21 protein-coding genes and 1 other RNA gene are annotated in these 20,794 nt (G+C 59.8%); 17 read left to right on the plus strand and 5 right to left on the minus strand.

Annotation, left to right across the window (positions count from 1 at the left end):
- Window positions 1–228: 228 nt before the first annotated feature.
- Window positions 229–1,365: an acyl-CoA dehydrogenase family protein gene (locus ACWNZ1_RS26350; RefSeq protein WP_280944369.1), complete on the plus strand. Its 1,137-nt coding sequence runs from the start codon at window positions 229–231 to the stop codon at window positions 1,363–1,365.
- A gap of 134 nt (window positions 1,366–1,499) precedes the next feature.
- On the opposite strand, the gene ACWNZ1_RS26355 is transcribed toward ACWNZ1_RS26350, so the two are convergent.
- Window positions 1,500–2,540: an NADP(H)-dependent aldo-keto reductase gene (locus ACWNZ1_RS26355; RefSeq protein ID WP_135847098.1), complete on the minus strand. Its 1,041-nt coding sequence runs from the start codon at window positions 2,538–2,540 to the stop codon at window positions 1,500–1,502.
- A 245-nt stretch (window positions 2,541–2,785) separates the two neighbouring features.
- Between ACWNZ1_RS26355 and rplM the strand changes: the two genes are divergently transcribed.
- From rplM to ACWNZ1_RS26390, 7 genes are all read left to right on the plus strand, one after another.
- Window positions 2,786–3,214: a 50S ribosomal protein L13 gene (gene rplM, locus ACWNZ1_RS26360; RefSeq protein ID WP_003205365.1), complete on the plus strand. Its 429-nt coding sequence runs from the start codon at window positions 2,786–2,788 to the stop codon at window positions 3,212–3,214.
- 14 nt (window positions 3,215–3,228) lie between these two features.
- Window positions 3,229–3,621, plus strand: a complete 393-nt coding sequence (gene rpsI, locus ACWNZ1_RS26365; protein WP_003205364.1) for a 30S ribosomal protein S9 — start codon at window positions 3,229–3,231, stop codon at window positions 3,619–3,621.
- Between the two features lie 255 nt (window positions 3,622–3,876).
- Complete coding sequence (gene petA, locus ACWNZ1_RS26370; protein ID WP_007905300.1) at window positions 3,877–4,470, plus strand: ubiquinol-cytochrome c reductase iron-sulfur subunit; 594 nt, start codon at window positions 3,877–3,879, stop codon at window positions 4,468–4,470.
- Window positions 4,470–5,681 carry a cytochrome b gene (locus tag ACWNZ1_RS26375; RefSeq protein WP_046063607.1) on the plus strand — a complete coding sequence of 404 codons (1,212 nt, stop codon included), beginning with the start codon at window positions 4,470–4,472 and terminating at the stop codon, window positions 5,679–5,681. Before petA ends, ACWNZ1_RS26375 begins: the two co-directional genes overlap by 1 nt.
- A complete protein-coding gene (locus ACWNZ1_RS26380; protein ID WP_135847097.1) occupies window positions 5,681–6,463 on the plus strand; it encodes a cytochrome c1 in 783 nt (260 codons plus the stop codon). The genes ACWNZ1_RS26375 and ACWNZ1_RS26380 overlap by 1 nt, the downstream gene beginning before the upstream one ends.
- Before the next feature lie 151 nt (window positions 6,464–6,614).
- Entirely contained in the window at window positions 6,615–7,232 is a 618-nt protein-coding gene (locus ACWNZ1_RS26385; RefSeq protein WP_003178195.1) for a glutathione S-transferase N-terminal domain-containing protein, read from the plus strand.
- A gap of 16 nt (window positions 7,233–7,248) precedes the next feature.
- Entirely contained in the window at window positions 7,249–7,662 is a 414-nt protein-coding gene (locus ACWNZ1_RS26390; protein WP_135847096.1) for a ClpXP protease specificity-enhancing factor, read from the plus strand.
- A 397-nt stretch (window positions 7,663–8,059) separates the two neighbouring features.
- Here ACWNZ1_RS26390 and ACWNZ1_RS26395 read toward each other — a convergent pair whose 3' ends face one another.
- The 4 genes from ACWNZ1_RS26395 to ACWNZ1_RS26410 all read right to left on the minus strand — a co-directional run bounded on the left by ACWNZ1_RS26395 (window position 8,060) and on the right by ACWNZ1_RS26410 (window position 11,504).
- Window positions 8,060–8,638, minus strand: a complete 579-nt coding sequence (locus ACWNZ1_RS26395) for a BON domain-containing protein (protein WP_135847095.1) — start codon at window positions 8,636–8,638, stop codon at window positions 8,060–8,062.
- The gene (locus tag ACWNZ1_RS26400) at window positions 8,635–9,228 is read right to left on the minus strand and encodes a phosphoheptose isomerase (protein WP_007904374.1); all 594 of its coding nucleotides are present in this window, start codon (window positions 9,226–9,228) and stop codon (window positions 8,635–8,637) included. Before ACWNZ1_RS26400 ends, ACWNZ1_RS26395 begins: the two co-directional genes overlap by 4 nt.
- Window positions 9,229–9,330: 102 nt before the next feature.
- Window positions 9,331–9,693, minus strand: coding sequence for a YraN family protein (locus ACWNZ1_RS26405; protein ID WP_135847094.1), 363 nt, complete (start codon window positions 9,691–9,693; stop codon window positions 9,331–9,333).
- Window positions 9,693–11,504 carry a penicillin-binding protein activator gene (locus tag ACWNZ1_RS26410; RefSeq protein ID WP_456027972.1) on the minus strand — a complete coding sequence of 604 codons (1,812 nt, stop codon included), beginning with the start codon at window positions 11,502–11,504 and terminating at the stop codon, window positions 9,693–9,695. Before ACWNZ1_RS26410 ends, ACWNZ1_RS26405 begins: the two co-directional genes overlap by 1 nt.
- Before the next feature lie 309 nt (window positions 11,505–11,813).
- Between ACWNZ1_RS26410 and rsmI the strand changes: the two genes are divergently transcribed.
- The 9 genes from rsmI to mraY all read left to right on the plus strand — a co-directional run bounded on the left by rsmI (window position 11,814) and on the right by mraY (window position 20,789).
- Window positions 11,814–12,719, plus strand: coding sequence for a 16S rRNA (cytidine(1402)-2'-O)-methyltransferase (gene rsmI, locus ACWNZ1_RS26415; RefSeq protein ID WP_135847092.1), 906 nt, complete (start codon window positions 11,814–11,816; stop codon window positions 12,717–12,719).
- 74 nt (window positions 12,720–12,793) lie between these two features.
- An RNA gene (gene rnpB, locus ACWNZ1_RS26420) (RNase P RNA component class A) lies at window positions 12,794–13,147 on the plus strand.
- Between the two features lie 308 nt (window positions 13,148–13,455).
- Window positions 13,456–13,911: a division/cell wall cluster transcriptional repressor MraZ gene (gene mraZ / locus ACWNZ1_RS26425; protein WP_003205355.1), complete on the plus strand. Its 456-nt coding sequence runs from the start codon at window positions 13,456–13,458 to the stop codon at window positions 13,909–13,911.
- Window positions 13,908–14,855, plus strand: a complete 948-nt coding sequence (gene rsmH / locus ACWNZ1_RS26430; protein ID WP_406550149.1) for a 16S rRNA (cytosine(1402)-N(4))-methyltransferase RsmH — start codon at window positions 13,908–13,910, stop codon at window positions 14,853–14,855. Before mraZ ends, rsmH begins: the two co-directional genes overlap by 4 nt.
- The gene (gene ftsL / locus ACWNZ1_RS26435; protein ID WP_122567011.1) at window positions 14,852–15,145 is read left to right on the plus strand and encodes a cell division protein FtsL; all 294 of its coding nucleotides are present in this window, start codon (window positions 14,852–14,854) and stop codon (window positions 15,143–15,145) included. Before rsmH ends, ftsL begins: the two co-directional genes overlap by 4 nt.
- Window positions 15,145–16,884 (plus strand): peptidoglycan D,D-transpeptidase FtsI family protein, encoded by a 1,740-nt coding sequence (locus ACWNZ1_RS26440; protein WP_178084335.1) that lies wholly within the window; start codon window positions 15,145–15,147, stop codon window positions 16,882–16,884. The genes ftsL and ACWNZ1_RS26440 overlap by 1 nt, the downstream gene beginning before the upstream one ends.
- Window positions 16,884–18,347 carry a UDP-N-acetylmuramoyl-L-alanyl-D-glutamate--2,6-diaminopimelate ligase gene (locus ACWNZ1_RS26445; RefSeq protein ID WP_135847090.1) on the plus strand — a complete coding sequence of 488 codons (1,464 nt, stop codon included), beginning with the start codon at window positions 16,884–16,886 and terminating at the stop codon, window positions 18,345–18,347. Before ACWNZ1_RS26440 ends, ACWNZ1_RS26445 begins: the two co-directional genes overlap by 1 nt.
- The gene (locus ACWNZ1_RS26450; protein ID WP_135847089.1) at window positions 18,340–19,707 is read left to right on the plus strand and encodes a UDP-N-acetylmuramoyl-tripeptide--D-alanyl-D-alanine ligase; all 1,368 of its coding nucleotides are present in this window, start codon (window positions 18,340–18,342) and stop codon (window positions 19,705–19,707) included. The genes ACWNZ1_RS26445 and ACWNZ1_RS26450 overlap by 8 nt, the downstream gene beginning before the upstream one ends.
- Window positions 19,707–20,789 carry a phospho-N-acetylmuramoyl-pentapeptide-transferase gene (mraY, locus tag ACWNZ1_RS26455; RefSeq protein ID WP_014340067.1) on the plus strand — a complete coding sequence of 361 codons (1,083 nt, stop codon included), beginning with the start codon at window positions 19,707–19,709 and terminating at the stop codon, window positions 20,787–20,789. Before ACWNZ1_RS26450 ends, mraY begins: the two co-directional genes overlap by 1 nt.
- Window positions 20,790–20,794: the final 5 nt, after the last annotated feature.

The raw sequence follows: 20,794 nt of genomic DNA on the forward strand, positions 1-20,794 counted from the left end.
GCTTGCATGAGGGTGGAGGCGAAAACCCGGTCGATCGCCAGGATGCTGACGCGCCGCAAAGGCGTGGAGACGTGCATAGACATAATTCATCTTTATTTTTATAGGGGAAAGTGGTCATCAGACGGCTGGATCGTCTTATTTTTTGTCGGATGTGTCCAGTGTCCTGTCGTACATCGCAGGCTTAGGCTCTGTTGGATAACCACACCCAACAATAATCAAAGGTGCGCCATGATCCCAAGAACCCTGTTCGCTCCCGAGCACGAATTGTTTCGCGACAGCGTACGAACCTTCCTCGAAAAAGAAGCGGTGCCGTACCACAGTCAGTGGGAGAAACAGGGGCATGTCGATCGCCAACTCTGGAACAAGGCGGGGGAGGCGGGCATGTTGTGCTCGCACCTTCCAGAGGCCTATGGCGGGCTGGACGCAGACTTCCTCTACAGCACGGTAGTGATCGAGGAGATCGGCCGCCTGGGGCTGACAGGGATCGGTTTCTCGCTGCACTCCGACATCGTCGCGCCCTACATCCTGCATTACGGCAGTGAAGCGCTGAAGCTCAAGTACCTGCCCAAACTGGTGTCTGGGGAGATGGTCACGGCCATCGCCATGACCGAGCCGGGCGCCGGTTCCGACCTGCAGGGCGTGAAGACCACGGCAGTGCTGGACGGTGATGAATACGTGATCAACGGCTCGAAAACCTTCATTACCAATGGCTTCCTGGCCGATCTGGTGATCGTGGTCGCCAAGACTGACCCCAAGGCTGGCGCCAAGGGCACCAGTCTGTTCCTGGTGGAGGCGGGCACGCCTGGCTTCGAAAAGGGCAAGCGCCTGGAAAAAGTCGGAATGAAGGCTCAGGACACCTCGGAATTGTTCTTCCAGGACGTTCGCGTGCCGAGGGAAAACCTGCTCGGGCAGGCTGGAATGGGCTTCGCCTACTTGATGCAGGAACTCCCTCAGGAGCGCTTGACCGTTGCCATCGGAGGCCTGGCCTCGGCCGAAGCGGCGTTGCAATGGACGTTGGACTACACCCGCGAGCGCAAGGCGTTTGGCAAATCCATCGCGGACTTCCAGAACACTCGCTTCAAGCTGGCGGAAATGGCCACCGAGATCCAGATCGGCCGGGTTTTCGTCGACCGCTGCCTGGAACTGCACCTGCAAGGCAAGCTCGACGTGCCGACGGCGGCAATGGCCAAGTACTGGGGCACCGACCTGCAATGCAGGGTGCTCGACGAATGCGTGCAGTTGCACGGCGGCTACGGCTTCATGTGGGAATACCCGATTGCCCGGGCGTGGGCGGATGCGCGGGTGCAGCGGATCTATGCCGGGACCAATGAAATCATGAAGGAGATTATTGCGCGGTCGCTTTGATTATGGGGTGAATTCAAGATTGCCTTCGCGAGCAAGCCCGCTCCCACAGGGGATTTGTGTCTGAGCACTATTTTGTGATCGACACAGCCCCTCTGTGGGAGCGGGCTTGCTCGCGAAGGCTTTTTACCGGGCAATCAAGGCGCCGGGTTCGGCTGATCCTTGTGGATCGCCTCGATCCCCGCCAGCACTTCATCCGACAGCTTCAGGTCGAAGCTGGCAATGTTGCTGTCCAGTTGCTCCAGCGTGGTGGCGCCAATGATGTTGCTGGTCACGAACGGTTGCTGCGTGACGAACGCCAGGGCCATCTGGGCCGGGTCCAGGCCATGTTCGCGGGCCAACGCCACATAACGGCTGCACGCCGCTTCCGATTGCGGATTGAAGTAGCGCATGAAGCGGCTATAGAGCGTCAGGCGACCCTTGGCTGGCCGTGCACCGTTTTCGTATTTGCCCGACAGGAAGCCGAATGCCAAGGGCGAGTAGGCCAGCAGGCCGCACTGTTCGCGGATGGCGATTTCCGCGAGGCCGACTTCGAAGCTGCGGTTGAGCAGGTTGTACGGATTCTGGATCGACACCGCTCGCGGCCAGCCACGGGCCTCGGCCAGGGCGAGGAATTTCATGGTGCCCCACGGCGTTTCGTTGGACAGGCCGATGTGGCGGATCTTGCCGGCCCGGACCTGTTCGTCCAGAGCTTCGAGGGTTTCCTCCAACGGGGTGAAGTCCTCGTCGGCCTTGTGCTGGTAGCCCAGCTGGCCAAAGAAGTTGGTGCTGCGTTCCGGCCAGTGCAACTGGTAAAGATCGATCCAGTCGGTTTGCAGGCGCTTGAGGCTGGCATCCACGGCTTCGACGATGTGCTGGCGGTTGTGCTTGAGGTTTTTGTCGCGGATGTAGTCGATGGTGTTGCCAGGGCCGGCGATCTTGCTCGCCAGGATCCAGTCGGCGCGGTCGCCGCGGTTCTTGAAATAATTGCCGATATAGCGCTCGGTGGTGGCGTAGGTCTCGGCTTTCGGTGGTACCGGGTACATCTCGGCAGTGTCGATGAAATTGATGCCGGCACCCTTGGCGCGCTCGATCTGGGCAAAGGCCTCGGCCTCGCTGTTCTGCTCACCCCAGGTCATGGTTCCGAGGCACAGGGCGCTCACGTTCAGATCGGTACGGCCTAGCTGGCGATAGTCCATCGGTGACTCCTTGGGCAAAACAATCATAAAAGCAGGTTGAAATATTTTTCGCAATCTGCATAATTGCGCACCTCTTTCTGCAGTGGAAGTGATGCGCCGCCGCCGAAGAATCTTGCCGTTGAACGGACGCGCCGACCCGAGCCCCCGAAAGCGTCTGTATCCGGCTGCCTTTGACTTGTCAAAGTACGCACTATTCAGTAAGATCCGCCGTCTAATTTACAGGGCGGCCCCTGAGGCTATAAAGAATGAAAACTTTTACTGCTAAACCGGAAACAGTAAAGCGCGACTGGTTTGTCGTCGACGCTGCTGGTCAGACCCTGGGTCGTCTGGCCACCGAAATCGCGAGCCGTCTGCGTGGCAAGCACAAGCCTGAGTACACCCCTCACGTTGACACCGGTGACTACATCGTCGTGATCAATGCTGAGCAAGTACGTGTTACTGGCGCTAAAACCACTGACAAAATGTACTACTCCCACTCCGGTTTTCCTGGCGGCATCAAGTCGATCAACTTCGAAAAGCTGATCGCCAAAGCCCCTGAGCGCGTGATCGAGACCGCGGTTAAAGGCATGCTGCCTAAAAACCCACTGGGTCGCGACATGTATCGTAAGCTGAAGGTTTATGCGGGCGCTGCTCACCCTCATACTGCTCAGCAGCCCCAAGAACTGAAGTTTTAACGGAATAGTTCATTATGTCGGCGACTCAAAATTACGGCACTGGCCGTCGCAAGACTGCAACCGCACGCGTTTTCCTGCGTCCGGGTACTGGTAACATCTCCATCAACAACCGCTCCCTGGATAACTTCTTCGGCCGCGAAACTGCCCGCATGGTAGTTCGTCAGCCGCTGGAACTGACCGAGACCGTCGAAAAATTCGACATCTACGTCACTGTTATCGGTGGTGGTGTAAGTGGTCAAGCTGGCGCAATCCGCCACGGCATCACTCGCGCCCTGATGGATTACGACGAAACTCTGCGCGGTGCTCTGCGCAAAGCCGGCTTCGTAACTCGCGATGCTCGCGAAGTTGAACGTAAGAAAGTCGGTCTGCGTAAAGCGCGTAAGCGTCCGCAGTACTCGAAGCGTTAATTCGCTTTTGCGTTCAAAAAGCGCCCAGTTCCTTACGGAGCTGGGCGTTTTTTTATGGGCGAAATATTTATCCTGTGACAACTTGCCACATCCGTAGAGGCCCTATACTACAAGGCTTGGCGGTTTGGCCGCTTGGTAATTACCTTGTCAATATTGGGGCTTTTCATTACCATTCGGCAAAATTTTTATAAGTTCAGATTTTTACTTAGTAGACGCCTGATTTAACAGGCCACAAAGCTGATGGGAGAGGACTGAATGAGCAATGACGGCGTGAATGCAGGCCGGCGTCGCTTCCTGGTAGCAGCCACATCCGTGGTGGGTGCTGCAGGAGCGGTGGGGGCTGCGGTCCCGTTCGTGGGGTCATGGTTTCCCAGTGCCAAGGCGAAAGCTGCAGGTGCACCGGTGAAAGTGAATGTCAGCAAGATCGAGCCAGGCCAGCAGATGATTGCTGAATGGCGTGGTCAGCCGGTGTTCATCGTCCGCCGTACCGAGGAAATCCTGGGGAATCTGAAAAAGATCGAGGGCCAGCTGTCTGACCCTACCTCCAAGAACTCCACGCAACCGACCTATGTCGATCCGGAGACGCGTTCGATCAAGCCAGAAGTCCTGCTGCTGATCGGGATCTGCACGCACCTGGGTTGCTCACCAACGTTCCGTCCTGAAGTGGCCCCTGCCGATCTGGGCAAGGACTGGGTCGGTGGTTATTTCTGCCCTTGCCACGGCTCCCACTACGACCTGGCGGGTCGCGTCTACAAATCACAGCCTGCACCTCTGAACCTGCCAGTTCCCCCGCATTCCTATGAGACCGACGACATCATTGTCATCGGCGTCGATACGGAGAAAGCGTGATGAGCAAATTCATGGATTGGGTTGATGCGCGCTTTCCCGCGACCAAAATGTGGGAAGACCATCTCAGCAAGTACTACGCTCCAAAAAACTTCAACTTCTTCTACTTCTTTGGCTCCCTGGCCTTGCTCGTTCTGGTCAACCAGATCGTTACCGGTGTCTGGCTGACCATGAGCTACACCCCTTCGGCGGAAGAGGCGTTTGCTTCCGTCGAATACATCATGCGCGACGTCGAGTACGGCTCGATCCTGCGTCTGCTGCACTCCACCGGCGCTTCGGCGTTCTTCATCGTGGTCTACCTGCACATGTTCCGTGGCCTGCTCTACGGTTCGTACCAGAAACCGCGTGAGTTGGTGTGGGTCTTTGGCATGCTGATCTACCTGGCGCTGATGGCTGAGGCCTTCATGGGCTACCTGCTGCCATGGGGCCAGATGTCCTACTGGGGTGCCCAGGTGATCATCTCGCTGTTCGGTGCGATCCCGGTCATCGGTGATGACCTGACCCAATGGATCCGTGGTGACTACCTGATCTCCGGCATTACCCTGAACCGCTTCTTCGCCCTGCATGTCGTGGCCCTGCCGATCGTGATCCTCGGTCTGGTGGTGCTGCACATCCTGGCGCTGCACGAAGTCGGCTCGAACAACCCGGACGGCGTGGACATCAAGAAGCACAAGGATGAGAACGGCGTACCGCTGGATGGCATCGCCTTCCACCCGTACTACACCGTGAAAGATATCGTCGGCGTGGTGGTCTTCCTGTTCATCTTCTGCTCCATCGTGTTCTTCTTCCCGGAAATGGGTGGTTATTTCCTCGAGAAACCGAACTTCGAGCAGGCGAACGCCTTCAAGACCCCTGAGCACATTGCCCCGGTCTGGTACTTCACGCCGTTCTACGCGATTCTGCGGGCGATTCCGGACAAGCTGCTGGGCGTCATCGCCATGGGCGCGGCCATCGCCGTGCTGTTCGTCCTGCCGTGGCTGGACCGCAGCCCCGTCAAGTCGATGCGCTACAAAGGCTGGCTGAGCAAGATCTGGCTGGTGGTGTTCTGCATCTCGTTCGTGATCCTCGGCGTGCTGGGCGTACTCGCTCCGACCCCGGGCCGGACGCTGCTGTCGCAGGTCTGCACCTTCTTGTACTTCGCCTACTTCATTCTGATGCCGTTCTACACCAGGCTCGAGAAGACCAAACCGGTTCCGGAAAGGGTGACTGGCTGATGAAAAAGCTATTTTCTGCACTGATTCTTGCTGCTATGCCTGTTTTGTCCTTTGCGTCCGCATCCGGTGGTCCGGAGTTGGAAAAAGTCGATATCGACGTTTCTGACAAAGCGGCCATGCAGGACGGTGCGCGTACGTTCGCCAACTACTGCATGGGTTGCCACAGTGCCAAGTTCCAGCGTTACGAGCGCGTAGCCGATGACTTGGGCATTCCTCATGAGCTGATGCTCGAGAAGCTGGTGTTCACCGGTGCCAAGCTGGGCGACCACATGAGCATCGGCATGCAACCGGCAGACGCCAAGACCTGGTTTGGCGCTGCACCGCCGGACCTGACCCTGGTGGCGCGCGTGCGCGGTACCGACTGGCTCTACGGCTACCTGCGTTCGTTCTATGAAGATCCTGCGCGTCCATGGGGCGTGAACAACAAGGTCTTCCCGAACGTCGGCATGCCGAACGTTCTGGTCGGCCTGCAGGGGCGCCAGGTGGTAGGCTGCAAGCAGGTGCAAATCGTCGAGGACGGCAAGAAGCAATATGACCCGTTGACTGGCACCGCTTTGACCCATGAAGCCTGCGACCAACTGACCGTGTTGCCGAACACTGGTAGCCTGACCCCAGAGCAGTTCGATGAGAAGGTCAAGAATCTGGTGACCTTCCTGGCCTACTCGGCCAACCCGGTGAAGCTGGAGCATCAGCGCATCGGTACGTATGTATTGCTGTACCTGGCGTTCTTCTTCGTATTCGCTTACCTGCTTAAGCGCGAATACTGGAAAGACGTGCATTGATAAAGCTGTAATCCGTTGCTGTTAATCGTGCGCGCCCAAGGGCGTCTCTGAAAGTGTAACGAGCCTGGTCAGCCAGGTGTTACGGGAGGCGCCCTTTGGGCGCGCTCGTTTTTCCGTTTTTCGATAATTTCAACAAGCGAGGAGGATCGCCATGGGCGTGACCAATCGGTTGGCCTGTTACTCCGACCCCGCCGACCACTATTCCCACCGGGTACGCATCGTACTGGCAGAGAAGGGTGTCAGCGCCGAGATCATTTACGTGGAAGCGGGCCGTCAGCCGCCGAAGCTGATCGAAGTGAACCCTTATGGCAGTCTGCCCACACTGGTCGATCGTGACCTGGCATTGTGGGAGTCGACCGTGGTGATGGAATACCTGGATGAGCGTTATCCGCATCCGCCTTTGCTGCCGGTGTACCCTGTCGCGCGCGCCAACAGCCGTCTGCTGATCCATCGCATCCAGCGTGACTGGTGCGGGCTGGTGGATCTGATCCTGGATTCACGAACCAAGGAACCGGCGCGGGTGGTTGCGCGTAAAGAGTTGCGTGAAAGCCTGACTGGCGTATCGCCGCTGTTCGTCGACAAACCGTTCTTCCTCAGTGAGGAACAAAGTCTGGTGGATTGCTGCCTATTGCCAATACTCTGGCGTTTGCCGATTCTGGGTATCGAACTGCCGCGGCCTGCCAAGCCGCTGCTTGATTATATGGAGCGCCAATTTGCGCGTGAGGCTTTCCAGGCGAGTCTGTCTGGCGTCGAACGCGACATGCGCTAAGGCTTAGGGAGCCGCTATGAACTCCAGTCGACCTTATCTGGTCCGCGCGCTCTATGAGTGGATTGTGGACAACGATTGCACCCCGCACATGCTGGTCAATGCCGAGTATCCGTCGGTGCAGGTGCCGCAGGGCTTTGCCAACGACGGGCAGATTGTCCTGAACGTATCGCCGGCCGCCGTGCGTCACCTGCACATGGATAACGACGCTGTCAGCTTCGAAGGGCGCTTCGGTGGTGTGCCACACACCTTGTACGTGCCTATCGCTTCGATCCTGGGGATTTATGCCCGGGAGAACGGTCAGGGCATGGTGTTTGAGCTGGAGGCGCCGCTGGATGGCGAAGAGGAGCTCGAGCCGGATGATGATCTGCCGCCACCGGATGACGAGCCGCCACGTCCTAGCGGGCGGCCTAGTCTGAAAGTGGTGAAATAGCGGGCTGTGCTAAAGGCTATTCAGTCATGGACTGGGTGAAGGCCTGGCAGCCTGGTTAGGAAAATGCCTGTGTCGTGAGATGCGGGCATTTTTTTGCTGTTTAGTCGGTGTGTATGTCCGTTGCTGCGGTAGCGGCGGCTTATGGTTCCGCTCTTACAGCGGCTCACTTTTGAGAAGCGTGTACGGACCGGACACACCGAGTGGTGGGGCAAAAGCGCTTTGGTTACTTTCGCGCTCTTCGAAAGTGACCCGCCGTAAGGGCGGAACCCTACGCCGCCGTTACCGCAGCAACGGATATACACACCGATCAAACTCCCCCCCCCAAAAAAAACGAAGCCAAAAAAAACGGCGCTTTCCATCTCTGAAGAAGCGCCGTTTTTCTTGGACAACTGAAGTATCAGTCAATGTACTCAAACAACTTGACGATTTTCTGCACCCCGGACACACCCTGCACCAGATTGGTCGCCTGCGCGGCCTCTTTCTTGGTCAACAAGCCCAGCAGATAGACAATGCCATTCTCAGTCACAACCTTGATGCGCGAACCAGGAATACTGGCGTCGGTGAGCATCTGAGTTTTGATCTTGGTCGTCAGCCACGCGTCGTTCTGGCGTGCCAGCAGCGAGGAGGGTGACAGCACTTGCAGTTCGTTATGCACGGTCTTGACCCGTTGCACCGCGCTGGCTTCCTGTTCGGCCTTGGCCTTGAGGTCGGCGCGTGGGGTCTGGCCGGCCAGCAATACAACACCGTTGAAGCTGGTAACGACGATGTGCGAATTGTTGTCCAGGTCCGGGTCGGCCTTGGCGATGTTCACTCCCACTTTGGTTTCGATCAGGGAATCATCGATCTTGCTGCCGAAGGTGCGGGTGCCGCGGTCATCTTCAATCGGCTTTTCCCGGCTGGCGTTAACCACCGATGTGCAGCCGCTGATGCCGAGGCATAGGGTCAGGGCCAGAAGGCCTAGGCGATTAGGGGTCATTCTTCACTCCCGAACAGTTGGCTGTCGATCAAGTCGCAAAGGCAGTGGATCGCCAGCAGGTGGACTTCCTGAATACGTGCAGTGACATTGGCCGGTACGCGGATCTCGACGTCTTCAGGCAACAACAGTGACGCCATGCCGCCGCCGTCACGACCGGTCAATGCTACGACAATCATTTCGCGATCATGTGCGGCCTGGATCGCTTGAATAATATTGGCTGAGTTACCGCTGGTGGAAATCGCCAGCAGCACGTCGCCGGGTTGGCCCAGGGCGCGGATCTGTTTGGAGAATATTTCGTTGTAGCTGTAGTCGTTGGCGATCGAGGTGATCGTCGAGCTGTCGGTGGTCAGCGCGATGGCCGGCAGGCTCGGACGCTCGCGTTCGAAGCGGTTGAGCAGCTCCGACGAGAAGTGCTGGGCGTCGCCGGCAGAGCCGCCGTTGCCACACGAAAGCATTTTGCCTTCGTTGAGCAGGGCGTTGACCATCACTTGGCTGGCTTGCTCGATGTGCGGTGCAAGTACGTCCATCGCCTGTTGCTTGGTGTCGATACTGGCCTGAAAAAGCTGGCGAATTCGCGATTGCATGTCCATCTGTGTGACCTTAAGTAGCGCGGCTCATCGGCACAAACATGTGCGGCCCGCAAAGCAAAGAGCAAAAAAGTTAAGTGAAGGTGTCCGGCTCGGCATGGATATTCAGCTGTCGAAGGCGTTCTGTAGCCAGTTCAACTGATCGGCGTTGCTGTCGATGGCAACGACGTCGAAACGGCAAGGATGATCGGCCCAGCGAGACTCCCTTTGCAGAAAATACTGCGCGGCGAAAATCAGCTTCTGGCGCTTGCGCCCGTCGATGCTGTCGAGCGCACCGCCCCATTGGGTGTTTTTTCTGTAGCGGACTTCGACGAATACTACTGTATCGCCGTCAAGCATGACCAGATCAAGCTCGCCGCGTTTGCATAACCAGTTCTGCGCCAGCAGGCGCAGACCTTGTTGTTGAAGATGCGCGAGGGCCTGGCCCTCGGCATCTCGTCCGCTTTGCTGGCGTGACCGGTCAGGCATCAGCGCTGGGTGTCCGGCAGGCGTTGTACCTGGCCGTTGACGAATTCAGCCCAGGGTAATTGACGTTGCACGCGTTGGGAGGGAGACACTGCCAGGCTGCCTGACAGGCCTTCGATGCGGCTGTCCGGCAAGGTCTTGAGCTGGCCCAGGCGCGGTGCCAGGCGATAGGCGTCCGCCCCCATTGCGTACAACCGGCCTATGCTGCCGCCCGCCTGGGGCCACTGAGCGGTGACCTGCTGGCGCAGCGGGTCGTTGGCATCGAGCAACCAGGGGGTTTCGCAGAAGCGAATGCCGTTCATGTCGTTGTACTGGTTCTGGTCGCCGCTGGCGCTGAACACCTGGGAAGTCGCATAGACCGGCACGTCGCCGGCGTACTGGAAGTTCAGGGTCGGCTTGATCTGCTGCGCCTGTTGCGGAGTCGACGCCAGGAAGATGAACTCGATGTCCTGGCGGCGGGACGGCTGGGCCGCGACCGTGGCACCGACGGTGTTTTGCAGGTTCTTGGCGCGACCTTCGCTCTGGCGCAGTTGGAACATGTCGGCGATCTGCTGGGCCAGTTGCACCGGTTGGTCAACCCGTTCAATGGCGATGATGGTACCGCCGTTGGCCTGCCAGTCCTGGCTGAAGGCTTTCAGTACGCGATCGCCCCATTCACCCTTCGGTACCATGACAGCGGCGCGATGCAGGCCATCGGCACGGGCACGGCGGGAGACTTCGCGAGCTTCATCCTCGGGAGCCAGGCCGAACTGGAACAGTTGGGGTGGGCCTTGTTCGCCTTCGCTGTAGTTCAGCGCCAGGGTGGTGATCGGCAGCTGAGGGCGGGCGCTGATCTGTTTGACCAGTGGTTTTTCCAGCGGGCCGACGACCAGTTGCACGCCGTCAGCCTGGGCCTTGCGATAGAACTCGTCCATGGAGGTCAGGCTGGCACTGTCGTAGAACTGAATGCTCGGCGGTTTCTGCCCAGCCTGTTGAGCCTGGTAGTGCGCAGCCATGAAGCCTTCGCGCAGGGCTTTGGCGACAGTGGTCAGCGGACCACTTTGTGGCAGCAGCAGGGCGATCTTGCTCAGCGGCTGGCTTGCCAGCGCCTTGAGCTTGACCAGCGGTGTCGGCAGTTGAAGGGCCGCCGGGTGCTTCGGGTTCTGTTCGCGCCAGCTGTCGATAGCGGCCTGTTGCTGCTCCAGGGTGCCGGCGGTTTTCACTGCCTTGGCCAGGCTCAACCAGCCGCCGAGGTCGTCGGTGGTGGTCGGCTGCAGTTGGTCGGTGGGCAGCGAGGCGATCAATGTCCAGATCGCTTCGTGGTTTTTCGCTGCCGCTTCGTTCTCCAGCAGTGGCGCGATAAAGATGCGCTCCTTGGCAGCCGCCAGGGTCTGGCCATCGGCCTCCAGGGCGCGGGCGCGGATGGTGCCAGTTCGCACCTGTTGCTCTACCGGCATTTCGCTCAGGTGTTGCAGGCTCGGGTGGCTAAGGGCGGTCAGCGCGGCCTTGGGCTGATTGCGGGTCATCGCCAGTTCCGCCGACAGCGTGCTGGCGAAAATCTGCTGGCCGGGCTTGAGTTGCTCCATAGGCACTTGTTGCAGGATCTGCGCGGACTGGCCGGCATTCCCTTGACGGTAGGCCAGGTCTGCTGCGCTCAGGCGCAAAAGGGCGGCTTTTTCCGGTGTTTTACTTTGGGCGGCCTGTTCGAGCAACTGCTCGATACTGGCATCTGGGGTCCGGGGAAGTTCGCCAAGGCTGGACGAGGGCGAGCTGGCGCAAGCCGCCAGGAGGGCAGCGAGGCAGAGGGCGGAAAGCAGCCGCAGGCAAGCGATCATGTAAGTGTTCCTGATACGAGATCAAATTAGCCTCGAATTGTACCCAAGCACTGGCCGGGGCGCGATGTTAGTGGCGTGAATCGATCAATTTAGGTATTTCAAAGAGTGCGGCGCAGCAAAAAAGACGAGGTATTGACCCTTTGTGGCGAGGGCGCTTGCTCCCGCTGGGCTCTGTAGGCGCTGGCGCAGCCTGCGATCTTTTGATCTTTTGATCTTTCGCTTGAGATTCAAGTGTCGGGGGGAAGATCGCAGCCTCGCTTCGCTCGTCAGCTCCTACCTGCGCAGCCGAGACCGCCGCTACGCGTTACAATGGCGGTTTTTACCGATCATGAGGTGTGTGTCTTGACTGCTCCAGGTGCTTTGAATTCCGCTGCCGGCTCGCTTTATGTGGTGGCGACACCCATCGGCAACCTGGACGATATCAGTGCCCGGGCGCTGAAGATTCTGCAGGAGGTCGCCCTCATTGCGGCCGAAGACACGCGCCACTCCCAGCGGCTGTTGCAGCATTTTGGTATCTCCACGCCTTTGGCGGCCTGTCACGAACACAACGAGCGGGACGAAGGCAGTCGCTTCATCACCCGTCTGCTGGCGGGCGATAACGTGGCGCTGATTTCCGACGCGGGTACACCGTTGATTTCCGATCCCGGCTATCACCTGGTGCGCCAGGCCCGGGCGGCCGGTATCAGCGTGGTGCCAGTGCCGGGGGCCTGTGCATTGATCGCAGCGCTGTCGGCGGCCGGCTTGCCGTCGGACCGTTTCATCTTCGAGGGATTCCTGCCGGCCAAGGCGGTGGGGCGGCGAGCGCGTCTTGAGGCCATAAAGGAAGAGCCGCGCACGCTGATCTTTTATGAAGCGCCGCACCGCATCCTTGAATGCCTGCAAGACATGGAGCTGGTGTTCGGTGCCGAGCGTCCGGCGCTGCTGGCTCGTGAGCTGACCAAAACTTTCGAAACCCTCAAGGGGCTGCCGTTGGCCGAGCTGCGGGCGTTTGTCGAAAACGATAGCAATCAGCAGCGCGGCGAATGCGTGGTGCTGGTGGCTGGTTGGACCGCGCCGGAAAGTGAAGAGGCCGTTAGCAGCGAAGCGCTGCGCATCCTGAACCTGCTGCTTGAGGAAATGCCCCTCAAGCGTGCCGCCGCCCTCGCCGCGCAGATCACTGGCGAGCGCAAGAACGTGCTGTATCAGGTCGCGCTGGAAAAACAGAAGGACCAGTGAAACCGGGGGATGGGGCTGGCCAAAGGCTTTTAGCGCTTGTTCTTCAGGCGCTCTACCGTTAACCTTCGCGGCGGAGAGTCGATCGGACAGTCGCTGCCCTCTATGAAAATTAGGGGGGGGAGGAAAGTCCGGGCTCCATAGGGCGAAGTGCCAGGTAATGCCTGGGAGGCGTGAGCCTACGGAAAGTGCCACAGAAAATAACCGCCTAAGCGTTTCGGCGCCGGTAAGGGTGAAAAGGTGCGGTAAGAGCGCACCGCACGTCTGGCAACAGTTCGTGGCTAGGTAAACCCCACTTGGAGCAAGACCAAATAGGGTCCCAAGGCGTGGCCCGCGCTGGGACCGGGTAGGTTGCTAAAGATGTCCAGTGATGGCCATCGTAGACGAATGACTGTTCAAGACAGAACCCGGCTTACAGATCGACTCTCCACCTTTTCCCTCCCTGCCGGAATCACTGGCAGACGCAGTTCCTAAGACCAAAAAAATCTTACTCTTAATAAATCACTTTAACTTATGCGCGCAGCCTCCTGTGCCTATTCGGGTTGAGGTGAAAATTCCTACGTCAGATTCTTGTTACCCCTCCTGAAACGCTCCTAAATCTCCGATCTATAAGGCTTTTCCTTCAATCCGCGCCTTGACGGTGCGGTGGGCGCATTCCTATAGTGTGCGCAAGTGGCGGAAAGTGGCATGAAGTGGGTTTTTTTGAACGTATAACGCCAAAAAGTGGAGAAACGCAGACGTGTTTCGCGGAGCTAACGCTATCAGTCTCGATGCAAAAGGCCGGCTCGCCATGCCAAGCCGGTATCGTGACGAGCTCGTTTCGCGAAGTTCCGGGCAGTTAATCGTCACGATCGACGCCGTTGATCCATGTTTGTGTGTTTACCCCCTTGATGAATGGGAAATCATCGAAACCAAACTGCGCGCACTGCCTTCGCTGCGAGAAGAAAACCGCCGCCTGCAACGCTTGCTGATCGGTAATGCCGTCGACCTCGAACTCGATGGCAGCGGTCGTTTTCTGGTTCCACCGCGTCTGCGCGAGTACGCCAAGCTGGACAAGCGCGCGATGCTGGTGGGCCAACTGAACAAGTTCCAACTGTGGGACGAAGATGCCTGGAATGCGGTTTCTGCCGCTGACCTCGCTGCTATTCAACAACCGGGCGCCATGCCTGATGAACTGCGTGACTTGATCCTGTGACTATTGATAGCGGCTTTAACCACATCACCGTACTGCTGGACGAGGCCGTCGAGGCGCTCGCCGTACGTCCTGATGGCTGCTATCTGGACGGCACGTTCGGGCGTGGCGGGCACAGCCGGCTGATTCTTAGCCAGCTCGGTCCGGATGGACGGCTGCTGGGATTCGACAAGGATCCTCAAGCGATTGCCACCGGGCAAGCGCTGGCGGCCGAAGACGGCCGCTTTGTCGTTGTGCAGCGCAGCTTTGCCGAGTTGGGTTCGGAAGTCGCCGGGCGTGGCCTGGCCGGCAAGGTCAGTGGCGTGCTGCTCGACCTGGGTGTGTCTTCTCCTCAGTTGGACGATCCGGAGCGCGGCTTCAGTTTTCTCAATGACGGCCCGCTGGACATGCGCATGGACCCGTCCCGGGGCATCAGCGCCGCTGAGTTCGTCAACACCGCTGCGGTGGAAGAAATCGCCCGCGTCTTTAAAGAATACGGCGAAGAGCGCTTCTCCGGTCGCATGGCGCGCGCCGTGGTCGAGCGTCGCGATATCAAGCCGTTCGAGCGCACCGGCGATCTGGCCGAAGTGCTGAAAGTCGCCAACCCGGCCTGGGAGAAGGGCAAGAACCCGGCGACCCGCGCTTTCCAGGGGTTGCGCATCCATGTCAATAACGAGTTGGGCGATCTTGAGGCCGGTCTTGAAGCCGCCCTTGAAGCGCTTGAGATCGGCGGGCGACTGGTGGTGATCAGCTTCCATTCCCTGGAAGACCGTATCGTCAAACTGTTCATGCGCAAACTCACCAAGGGCGAAGCCGATAACCTGCCGCGCAACCTGCCGGTGCGTTTCGAAGCCTTCGTGCCGAAAATCAAGATCCATGGCAAGGCACAGTTCGCCTCCGAAGCTGAACTCAAGGCCAACCCGCGCGCCCGTAGCGCCGTCATGCGTGTCGCGGAGAAGTTGCGGTGAGCAAGCTCTTCGCCAAGCCACTGCCAGGCGGCAGCTTTTTCATGCTGCTGCTGTTTATCGGCGTGCTCGTGTCGGCCATTGCCGTGTCTTATAGCGCGCACTGGAACCGGCAGTTGCTCAATAATCTTTACAGCGAGCTGAGCGTGCGTGACAAGGCGCAGGCCGAGTGGGGCCGGTTGATCCTGGAGCAGAGCACCTGGACCGCCCACAGCCGCATTGAGGTCTTGGCCACCGAACAGCTGAAAATGCGTATTCCCGGCGCTGCCGAAGTGCAGATGGTGACGCCATGATGAAGCTCGAAGGGGCACTGTTCCCATGGCGGTTCCGCTTGGTCCTGGGTTTGCTCGGGATCATGGTGGCGGCCATTTCCTGGCGCATCATCGACCTGCAGGTCGTCGATCGTGATTTCCTCAAGGGGCAGGGCGATGCCCGTAGCGTGCGGCATATTCCGATCCCGGCTCACCGTGGTCTGATCACCGATCGCAATGGCGAACCATTGGCCGTGAGTACCCCGGTGACCACCTTGTGGGCGAACGCCAAGGAAATGCAGCAAGCCAAGGAGAAGTGGCCGGCACTGGCTGCTGCCCTTGGACAAGATCCCAAGGCCCTGGCCGAGCGTCTCGAGGCCCAGGCCAACAAAGAATTCATCTATCTGGTGCGCGGGTTGACGCCCGAGCAAGGCCAGAGCGTGCTCGACCTGAAAGTCCCAGGCGTCTATGGCATCGAAGAGTTCCGGCGGTTTTACCCGGCCGGTGAAGTCACGGCCCACATGGTCGGATTCACCGACATTGATGACCGGGGGCGAGAAGGTGTCGAACTGGCCTATGACGAATGGCTCGCCGGGGTCGCCGGCAAGCGGCAGGTTATCAAGGATCGGCGCGGCAGGCTGATCAAGGATGTCCAAGTCACCAAAAACGCCAAGGCCGGCAAGCCCTTGGCGTTGTCCATTGATCTGCGCCTGCAATATCTGGCCAACCGCGAGTTGCGCAATGCCATCGTCGAGAACGGCGCGAAGGCCGGCAGCCTGGTGATCATGGACGTGAAGACCGGCGAGATCCTGGCCATGGTCAACCAGCCGACCTACAACCCGAACAACCGTCGCAACCTGCAACCGGCGATGATGCGTAACCGCGCGATGATCGACGTGTTCGAACCGGGTTCGACCATGAAAGCCGTGTCCATGGCCGCGGCCCTGGAAACCGGGCGTTGGAAACCGAGCGACACCGTCGAGGTGTATCCGGGCACTCTGCAGATTGGCAAATACACCATTCGCGACGTGTCCAAGACCGAAGGCCCGGTACTCGACCTGACCGGCATTCTGATCAATTCCAGTAACGTGGGCATGAGCAAGATTGCCTTCGATATTGGCGGTGAGACGATTTATCGCCTGGCCCAGAAGATCGGTCTCGGCCAGGACACCGGCCTGGGCTTCCCGGGCGAGCGTGTCGGCAACCTGCCGAACTACCGCGACTGGCGCAAGGCTGAAACGGCCACCCTGTCTTACGGCTACGGTGTTTCCGTGACGGCGATCCAGTTGGTCCACGCGTTTTCCGCGCTGGCCAACAACGGCCGTATCGCGCCGCTGACGCTGATCAAAACCGACAAGGCGCCGCAGACCACCCAGGTGATCCCGGAGAACGTCGCCAAGACCATGCAGGGCATGCTGCAACAGGTGATCGAGGCGCCGCGTGGCGTCTATCGCGCCCAGGTGCCGGCCTATCACGTTGCCGGCAAATCGGGTACGGCGCGTAAAACCTCCGTGGGTACCAAAGGCTATGCCGAGAATTCCTACCGTTCGCTGTTTGCCGGTTTCGGCCCGATGAGCGACCCGCGCTATGCCATCGTCGTGGTCATCGACGAGCCGAGCAAGGCGGGCTACTTCGGTGGTCTGGTCTCGGCGCCGGTGTTCAGCAAAGTGATGTCCGGCACCCTGCGCCTGATGAACATTACCCCGGATAACCTGCCGCCGACCCAGCAGGCGAATACCGCGCCGGTCGTACCCTTGAAAGCCGAAGGAGGGCGTGGCTGATGTCCCTGAGCCTGAACAAGATTTTCGCCCACGCCGGCCACGATCTACTGATTCGCGAGCTGGCCCTGGATAGCCGCAATGTACGTGCCGGGGACCTGTTCCTGGCGGTGCCGGGCGCCCGGTTCGATGGCCGTTCCCATATTGCCGACGCCTTGAAGCGCGGCGCGGCTGCCGTGGCTTATGAAGTGCAAGGCGCAACCGTGCTGCCGATCACTGATGTCCCACTGATTCCGGTCAAGGGGCTGACGGCACAATTGTCGGACATCGCCGGACGCTTCTATGGCGACCCGAGTCGTCACCTGAACCTGATTGGCGTGACCGGCACCAACGGCAAGACCAGCGTGACCCAACTGGTGGCCCAGGCGCTGGACCTGCTCGGCCAGCATTGCGGCATCGTCGGGACCTTGGGCAACGGCTTTCATGGGGCGCTGGAAAGTGGCCTGCACACCACGCCGAACCCGATTGCCGTGCAAGCGACCCTGGCGGACCTGAAGAAGGCCGGTGCCAAGGCCGTTGCGATGGAAGTTTCTTCCCATGGCCTGGATCAGGGTCGTGTGACCGCGCTGGCCTTTGACGTCGCGGTGCTGACCAACCTGTCCCGGGATCACTTGGATTATCACGGCACCATGCAGGCCTATGGTGAGGCCAAGGCCAAGCTGTTTGCCTGGAATGACTTGAAGTGCCGGGTCATCAACCTTGATGACGAGTTTGGCCGGCAGTTGGCCGCCGACAAGCGTGAGTCGCGGTTGATCACCTACAGCCTGGAAGACGCCAGCGCCTACCTTTATGTACGCCAGGCGCAGTTCGATGACGAAGGCGTGCGCGCCACGCTGGTCACGCCCCAGGGCGAACACCACTTGCGCAGCACCTTGCTGGGGCGCTTCAACCTGAGCAACGTATTGGCCGCCATCGGCGCCTTGCTCGGCCTGGACTACGCGCTGGATGAAATTCTCAAGGTCCTGCCGAAGCTCGAAGGCCCGGCCGGTCGCATGCAGCGCTTGGGTGGCGGTACGCAACCGCTGGTGGTGGTCGACTATGCCCATACCCCCGATGCCCTGGAAAAAGTCTTGATGGCCCTGCGGCCTCACGCCAAAGGCAAATTGTTGTGCCTGTTCGGCTGTGGCGGTGATCGCGATCGCGGCAAGCGTCCGCTGATGGCCGAGGTGGTAGAGCGGCTGGCCGATGGCGTGCTGGTTACCGACGACAATCCGCGCAGCGAAGACCCATTGCAGATTTTCGACGACATCCGTGCCGGTTTCTCGGCGGTGGATAACGTCACGTTCGTGGCCGGTCGCGGCCAGGCCATCGCTCAGTTGATCGCCAGCGCTTCGGCGGACGACGTCATCGTCCTGGCCGGCAAGGGGCATGAGGATTATCAGGAGATCAACGGCGAGCGCCATGCGTTCTCCGATCTGGTGGAAGCCGATCATGCCTTGACCGCGTGGGAGGTGGCCCATGCTTAAGGCCCTGAAACTCAGCGAACTGACCAACGCCCTGAATGCGCGCCTGCTTGCTGCGGATGCCACCTTTGATGGCGTCAGCATCGACAGCCGGGCCATTGCCCCTGGGCAGTTGTTCGTCGCCCTGGCCGGGCCGCGTTTCGACGGCCACGATTACCTGAATGAAGTCGCCGCCAAAGGTGCCGTTGCTGCATTGGTCGAGCGGGAAGTGACCAACAGTACGCTGCCGCAGTTGCTGGTCAGCGACACTCGCCAAGCCCTGGGCCAACTGGGGGCGCTGAACCGCGCGGCGTATGGCAACCCGGTCGCGGCCATTACCGGTTCCAGCGGCAAGACCACCGTCAAGGAAATGCTTGCCAGCATCCTGCGTACCCGCGGCCCGGTGCTGGCGACCCGGGGCAACCTGAACAACGACCTCGGCGTGCCGCTGACGCTGCTGGAGCTGGCGCCAGAACACAGCGCCGCCGTCATCGAACTGGGTGCTTCGCGGCTCGGCGAGATTGCCTACACCGTGGGCATGACCAAGCCCCACGTGGCGATCCTCAACAATGCCGGGACCGCCCACGTCGGTGAGTTCGGCGGCCCGGAAAAAATCGTCGAGGCCAAGGGCGAGATTCTCGAAGGGCTCGATGCCGATGGCGTCGCCGTGCTGAATCTCGACGACAAGGCTTTTGAAATCTGGAAAGCCCGGGCGGGCGAGCGCAAGGTGTTGACCTTCGCCCTGAGCAACCTCGCCGCGAATTTTTATGCCAGCGACCTGGACCGGGATGCCCGAGGGTGCCCGGCCTTCAACCTGCACAGCCCGGATGGCGCGGAGCGGGTCCAGTTGAATCTGCTCGGCATCCATAACGTCGCCAACGCCCTGGCCGCCGCGGCTGCCGGCCATGCGCTGGGCGTGTCGCTACCGGGCATCGTCGCTGGCCTGAACGCCGTGCAGCCGGTCAAGGGGCGCTCCGTAGCGCAACTGGCCAGCAACGGTATGCGCGTGATCGACGACACCTATAACGCCAATCCGTCGTCCATGTGTGCGGCGGTGGATATCCTTGCCGGTTTCTCCGGTCGTACCGTGCTGGTGCTGGGGGATATCGGCGAGCTGGGCGAGTGGGCGCAACAGGGCCATCACGACGTCGGTGCCTATGCGCGCGGCAAGGTCGATGCGCTGTATGCCGTTGGCCCGATGATGGCCCATGCAGTCGCCGCGTTTGGCGAACACGCACGGCATTTCACCACTCAGGCCGAGTTGATCCAGGCTCTCGGCGCTGAGCAGGACCCGAACACCACCTTATTGATCAAGGGCTCACGCAGCGCAGCGATGGAAAACATCGTCGCGGCTTTGTGCGGCACCCGTATGGAGAAACATTAATGCTGCTGCTGCTAGCGGAGTACCTGCAACAGTTCCACAAAGGCTTCGCGGTCTTTCAGTACCTGACCCTGCGCGGGATCCTGGGTGTGCTGACCGCGCTGTCGTTGTCGCTGTTCCTGGGGCCGTGGATGATTCGCACTTTGCAGAACCTGCAAATCGGTCAGTCGGTGCGTAACGACGGCCCGCAGTCGCACCTGTCCAAATCCGGCACTCCGACCATGGGCGGTGCACTGATCCTGTCGTCCATCGGCATCAGTACTTTGCTCTGGGCCGACCTGGCGAACCGTTACGTCTGGGTCGTGCTGCTGGTGACCTTGCTGTTCGGTGCCATCGGTTGGGTCGACGACTACCGCAAGGTGATCGAGAAAAACTCCCGTGGGCTGCCAAGTCGCTGGAAGTATTTCTGGCAATCGGTGTTCGGCCTCGGTGCGGCGATCTTCCTTTATATGACGGCTGCCTCGCCGGTGGAAACCACCCTGATCCTGCCGATGCTCAAGGACTACAGCATTCCGTTGGGCGCCGGCTTCATCGTGCTGACCTACCTGGTGATCGTCGGTTCGAGCAACGCGGTCAACCTCACCGATGGCCTCGACGGCCTGGCGATCATGCCGACGGTGATGGTGGGCGGCGCGCTGGGGATCTTCTGCTACCTGTCGGGTAACGTGAAATTCGCCGAATACCTGCTGATTCCTTATGTGCCAGGAGCGGGCGAGCTGATTGTGTTCTGCGGTGCGTTGATCGGTGCCGGCCTGGGTTTCCTCTGGTTCAACACTTACCCGGCACAAGTCTTCATGGGCGATGTCGGCGCACTGGCGCTGGGCGCGGCCCTGGGCACCATCGCGGTCATCGTTCGCCAGGAAATCGTCCTGTTCATCATGGGCGGTGTGTTCGTGATGGAGACCCTGTCAGTGGTCATTCAGGTTGCCTCCTTTAAATTGACCGGCCGCCGCGTATTCCGCATGGCGCCGATTCACCACCACTTTGAACTCAAGGGCTGGCCGGAGCCGCGTGTGATCGTCCGTTTCTGGATCATCACGGTGATTCTGGTACTGGTCGGCCTTGCCACCCTGAAACTGAGGTAGAACGA

The sequence above is a fragment of the Pseudomonas sp. CFBP 5748 genome (assembly GCF_053850495.1).

Coding starts and splice junctions, on each gene's coding strand:
- ACWNZ1_RS26350 (WP_280944369.1), top strand. CDS start 229: ATGATCCCAAGAACCCTGTTCGCTCCCGAGCACGAATTGTTTCGCGAC.
- ACWNZ1_RS26355 (WP_135847098.1), bottom strand. CDS start 2,540: ATGGACTATCGCCAGCTAGGCCGTACCGATCTGAACGTGAGCGCCCTG.
- rplM (WP_003205365.1), top strand. CDS start 2,786: ATGAAAACTTTTACTGCTAAACCGGAAACAGTAAAGCGCGACTGGTTT.
- rpsI (WP_003205364.1), top strand. CDS start 3,229: ATGTCGGCGACTCAAAATTACGGCACTGGCCGTCGCAAGACTGCAACC.
- petA (WP_007905300.1), top strand. CDS start 3,877: ATGAGCAATGACGGCGTGAATGCAGGCCGGCGTCGCTTCCTGGTAGCA.
- ACWNZ1_RS26375 (WP_046063607.1), top strand. CDS start 4,470: ATGAGCAAATTCATGGATTGGGTTGATGCGCGCTTTCCCGCGACCAAA.
- ACWNZ1_RS26380 (WP_135847097.1), top strand. CDS start 5,681: ATGAAAAAGCTATTTTCTGCACTGATTCTTGCTGCTATGCCTGTTTTG.
- ACWNZ1_RS26385 (WP_003178195.1), top strand. CDS start 6,615: ATGGGCGTGACCAATCGGTTGGCCTGTTACTCCGACCCCGCCGACCAC.
- ACWNZ1_RS26390 (WP_135847096.1), top strand. CDS start 7,249: ATGAACTCCAGTCGACCTTATCTGGTCCGCGCGCTCTATGAGTGGATT.
- ACWNZ1_RS26395 (WP_135847095.1), bottom strand. CDS start 8,638: ATGACCCCTAATCGCCTAGGCCTTCTGGCCCTGACCCTATGCCTCGGC.
- ACWNZ1_RS26400 (WP_007904374.1), bottom strand. CDS start 9,228: ATGGACATGCAATCGCGAATTCGCCAGCTTTTTCAGGCCAGTATCGAC.
- ACWNZ1_RS26405 (WP_135847094.1), bottom strand. CDS start 9,693: ATGCCTGACCGGTCACGCCAGCAAAGCGGACGAGATGCCGAGGGCCAG.
- ACWNZ1_RS26410 (WP_456027972.1), bottom strand. CDS start 11,504: ATGATCGCTTGCCTGCGGCTGCTTTCCGCCCTCTGCCTCGCTGCCCTC.
- rsmI (WP_135847092.1), top strand. CDS start 11,814: ATGGCGGTTTTTACCGATCATGAGGTGTGTGTCTTGACTGCTCCAGGT.
- ACWNZ1_RS26440 (WP_178084335.1), top strand. CDS start 15,145: ATGAAGCTCGAAGGGGCACTGTTCCCATGGCGGTTCCGCTTGGTCCTG.
- ACWNZ1_RS26445 (WP_135847090.1), top strand. CDS start 16,884: ATGTCCCTGAGCCTGAACAAGATTTTCGCCCACGCCGGCCACGATCTA.
- ACWNZ1_RS26450 (WP_135847089.1), top strand. CDS start 18,340: ATGCTTAAGGCCCTGAAACTCAGCGAACTGACCAACGCCCTGAATGCG.
- mraY (WP_014340067.1), top strand. CDS start 19,707: ATGCTGCTGCTGCTAGCGGAGTACCTGCAACAGTTCCACAAAGGCTTC.